This window comes from Sphaerospermopsis reniformis, from assembly GCF_005402885.1.
Classification (GTDB): Bacteria; Cyanobacteriota; Cyanobacteriia; order Cyanobacteriales; family Nostocaceae; genus Sphaerospermopsis; species Sphaerospermopsis kisseleviana.
Genome location: NZ_BJCE01000357.1, coordinates 1 through 3,765, shown reverse-complemented (window position 1 = coordinate 3,765; position 3,765 = coordinate 1). Strand labels below are relative to the sequence as shown.

At 38.0% G+C, this 3,765-nt stretch carries 3 protein-coding genes; 2 read left to right on the top strand and 1 reads right to left on the bottom strand.

The window, feature by feature from the left end:
• Window positions 1-402 precede the first annotated feature (402 nt).
• The gene (locus tag FFR48_RS26205) at window positions 403-1,806 is read right to left on the bottom strand and encodes a cation:proton antiporter (RefSeq protein ID WP_137669376.1); all 1,404 of its coding nucleotides are present in this window, start codon (window positions 1,804-1,806) and stop codon (window positions 403-405) included.
• 414 nt (window positions 1,807-2,220) lie between these two features.
• Between FFR48_RS26205 and FFR48_RS26200 the strand changes: the two genes are divergently transcribed.
• Both FFR48_RS26200 and FFR48_RS26195 read left to right on the top strand, forming a co-directional pair.
• On the top strand, window positions 2,221-2,799 hold the full coding sequence (locus FFR48_RS26200; protein ID WP_096565812.1) for a hypothetical protein: 579 nt from the start codon (window positions 2,221-2,223) through the stop codon (window positions 2,797-2,799).
• A 244-nt stretch (window positions 2,800-3,043) separates the two neighbouring features.
• A complete protein-coding gene (locus FFR48_RS26195) occupies window positions 3,044-3,643 on the top strand; it encodes a Uma2 family endonuclease (RefSeq protein WP_187039820.1) in 600 nt (199 codons plus the stop codon).
• Window positions 3,644-3,765 lie beyond the last annotated feature (122 nt).

The window sequence follows — 3,765 nt, the reverse complement described above, 5'->3', positions numbered from 1 at the left end:
GCAATTAGCAAGTTTAGCTGATTCTCCACACAAAAATTCCAGAATAGCAGCTAAATTTTCATCAGGATTGATTAAGTGTTGTTGGCATCCATAATTAGACATTTTTCTGATTTTCGATATTGTCCTGTATAATAACATGAAGTTTTAATCAAGATTGGATGAATTATTCTATACAATTTTGAATGTGGCTAAAGCCCATCAATCGCTTTAATGCGACTAAAGTCCCTATCGACTTATCCCCATGTCTAAAAGCCTGGGGCTTGCGTCTCGTTTCAGGGTCATGGAAAAAATTGGTCAAAAGATACTTGTCCATAGTTGATTATGGACAAGCACAAACCGGACAAAGACTGCTTTTACTTATTCAGACTCTCCCGAGAATTTGAGGTGATTTCCATTCTGCCATCATTTGCTGTTGCTCCCGATTAATGATGGATCAGTAGCACCATCTACGGTAGCGGCGGTTTTTGGTTCGGGGAAAACGAATCTTAACAAAGGAGGAGCTAAGAAGGTAGTAAGAATTACCATCATAATAATTGCTGCTCCTAGTGGTTTTGAGAGAGCGCCACTAGCTGCACCAACACCGGCAAATACCAAACCTACTTCACCTCTGGGAATCATACCCACACCGATGGCTAAACGGTTAATACCTGGTTGACCAAATACGGCCAAACCTGTGATCACTTTACCAATAATGGCGACTGTGATCAGGAAGATTGCCATAATTAAACCTTCTCTGTTGGTGGGAATAGCTGGGTTTAAAACTCCTAAGTCGGTTTTTGCGCCGACGGCGACGAAGAAAACTGGAACTAGCATATCCGCAATGGGAAGAACTTGATTTTGTAGTTCTTTGCGTTTATCGGTTTCTTCAAGAACTAAACCTGCTGCAAATGCTCCCAGAATTGCTTCTAAGTTGATGACATCAGCAATGTAGGCCATGATGAAGGCGAAAATGAACGCTGGGATAACTACTCCACCGCGTGTTTTGAGTAGATCGGCGATCGCTACAAAGGTTTTATTGAAAATGTTACCCAGGATGACTGCACCAATCAGAAAAGCTGTGGCGCTCACGATCAAATAAATGACGTTGCTTACATCTACTGCGCCATCTTTGGCCAAACTAGCAACTACGGCTAAAACGATGATTCCCAATACGTCATCTATTACCGCTGCACCGAGAATTATCTGGCCTTCTTTGGAATTTAACCTTCCTATTTCTGATAGCACTTTGGAGGTAATACCGATACTGGTAGCTGTCAAAGCTGCACCGGCAAAAATTGCGGGTACTGCACTGATACCAAAGATGATCATTAAACCTGCTGTACCTGCGGCAAAGGGTACTACTACGCCCACTACTGCGACTACAAAAGCTTGGATACCGACTTCCATTAAGTCTTTTAAATTAGATTCCAAGCCAATTTCAAACAGCAGGATAATTACACCCAGTTCGGCTAAAACTGAAATTACCTCTGACTGTGCTGCAAAAACCTGGGGAGTTGCTTCTGGAGTTAAACCAGCGGTGATTTGCAGGAATGTCATAATTAAGGAGTTGGAACTGTCTGTACCTCCTTCTGGAAATACCAACAGATGCAAAACAGATGTACCGATGATCACACCACCAACGAGTTCACCTAAAACGGGTGGTAAACCGATTTTATTGGATAGTTCGCCTCCCAGTTTGCTGGCGAAATAAATTACTACTAAACTCAGTAGCACGGCTGCTACTACCATTGTACTGTCTACGGGTTCTGTGGCTGTGGCATTAGCCAATAGTGGAACTGTAAAGTTGATTGTGTTCAAAAACTGCATTGGTTCTGTGAATATCCTTCTTTAGTTATTTGTACCTTGTTATGGAAACTATTTCATAGGTCTTCATGTATTGGCAGTCCTAACACAAACGATAAGTTATTTAATATATTTACTCTGATATAGGACTTACGCACTGTACAAATTCACCATGATGTGCATGAACGAAAATCCGTCGTTTCAGGCTTTTGTCGATTAACTTCCGATCAATAGCGATCGCTCAAAAATCATTAAAAAATCACGTTAAAAAGCCTGAAATCCATACCTCATATTTGGTTGATCCTGTCAATGCGTAAGTCCTATGATAATACAATATATAAATTCAGTAGAGGGTAAATTGTGTTGTATAGATTAGATAGGTCTATGTAGGGTGTGGCTGTAAACAATGATGATGTTACTTGCTAAAGGGTGCTAGGAATGAATGAGAAAGAACTGAAACTAGGTAAATACCTGACTTTAGAAGATTTTTGTACCTGTACTCAGACTTATCAAAAATATGCTCAATATATCAACCCTTTCCCTCAGAATATTCTAGAGACTATTCCGGCTTTACAAGATTTAAATAAGTTGATCATTGATCCTGTTATTGATAATTACGGCAGGGACAAGTTTATTTTAACTTATGGTTTTTGTTCTGCTGATTTAAAAAAGTTTTTGGAGAAAAAAGATCCATTGACAGGTGAAAAAAATGGTCGGGTTGCACCTAAGTTAGATCAGCATATCAGTTATGAAATTAACAAGAATGGTAAATATTATTGTGAAAGGTTGGGTGCTGCTTGTGATTTTATGATTGCAGATTTACCTAGTGAATGTTTGGTAGATTGGATTTTACAGCATAAGTTACCTTTTGATTCTTTGTATTTTTATGGTAGCACTAGACCGATTCATGTTAGTTATGGATTGCAGCATAAACGGGATATTTGGACGTTTGGGGATGTGAGACAACCGACGAAGAAGGGGATTGAGCATTGGGTGAAGTTGGCGAAGGAGATATGATGTTTCTGGGAATTAGGGGAATTGTTTGAGGCGATCGCACGGTGAAAATTAAGTGAAAATTAAGTGAACATCAGGTGACAATTATTTTATTTTTGGTATAATTTTTTATTATGCTTGTGTTCCTATTGTGATTGATTAGTTTGTAGTGAGGAATTTATTCCTCATTTGAGGACTAAAGTCCTCACTACGAAATATTATCAATCAGAAGTCGGGTATCTGATCATTAACTGTGGAGTTAAATCTAATGACACAAATTACAACCACAAATTTTGAATTAATTCAACCTTCAGCTAATCATCAAACTTTGACAGATGAGCAGTTTATGTTATTAAAGGAGGACGGAAATCTTTATGAATATGTGGATGGAGAGCTAGTTATTGTGGCAAATTCAGGTTTAGAACATGGTTATTTAGCTCTAACTCTCGGATATTTTTTAACTGGTTTTGTGCGCGAACATAAACTTGGTATAACTTGCGATTCTAGCACTGCTTTTAAAATGAAAACTGGTAACAAAAGATCCCCTGATCTGGCTTTTATTGATAAAGAAAGATTACAAGGTTTAAAGAGATTACCCAAGGGTTTTTTTGATGGCGCTCCTGATTTAGCTGTAGAAATTATATCTCCTAATAATACTTTTGAGGAAATTCATAATAAATTAGTAGAGTATTTTGAAAATGGAACTCGTTTAGCATGGGTGATATTACCAGATGAAGAATGTGTATTAGTTTATCGCAAACCTAAACCATCACAGCTTTTACAATTAGAAGATAGTCTTGATGGAGAAGATGTGATTCCTAATTTTCATCTTCCTTTGACAGAGTTATTTCAAGAATTGTCTTTTTAAATAGGGTTTGCTGAATAAACCTAAAACCTTGATATATCAAAGGTTAGAGGCTGATAAACACAGAAATTAGTGCAAGGGTTTTGAAGGGTATACCGGAAAAAGTGTGCATTTTTTGGGATTTC

Excerpts from the sequence above, each read along its gene's own strand:
- FFR48_RS26205 (WP_137669376.1), bottom strand. The coding sequence starts at position 1,806 with ATGCAGTTTTTGAACACAATCAACTTTACAGTTCCACTATTGGCTAAT.
- FFR48_RS26200 (WP_096565812.1), top strand. The coding sequence starts at position 2,221 with ATGAATGAGAAAGAACTGAAACTAGGTAAATACCTGACTTTAGAAGAT.
- FFR48_RS26195 (WP_187039820.1), top strand. The coding sequence starts at position 3,044 with ATGACACAAATTACAACCACAAATTTTGAATTAATTCAACCTTCAGCT.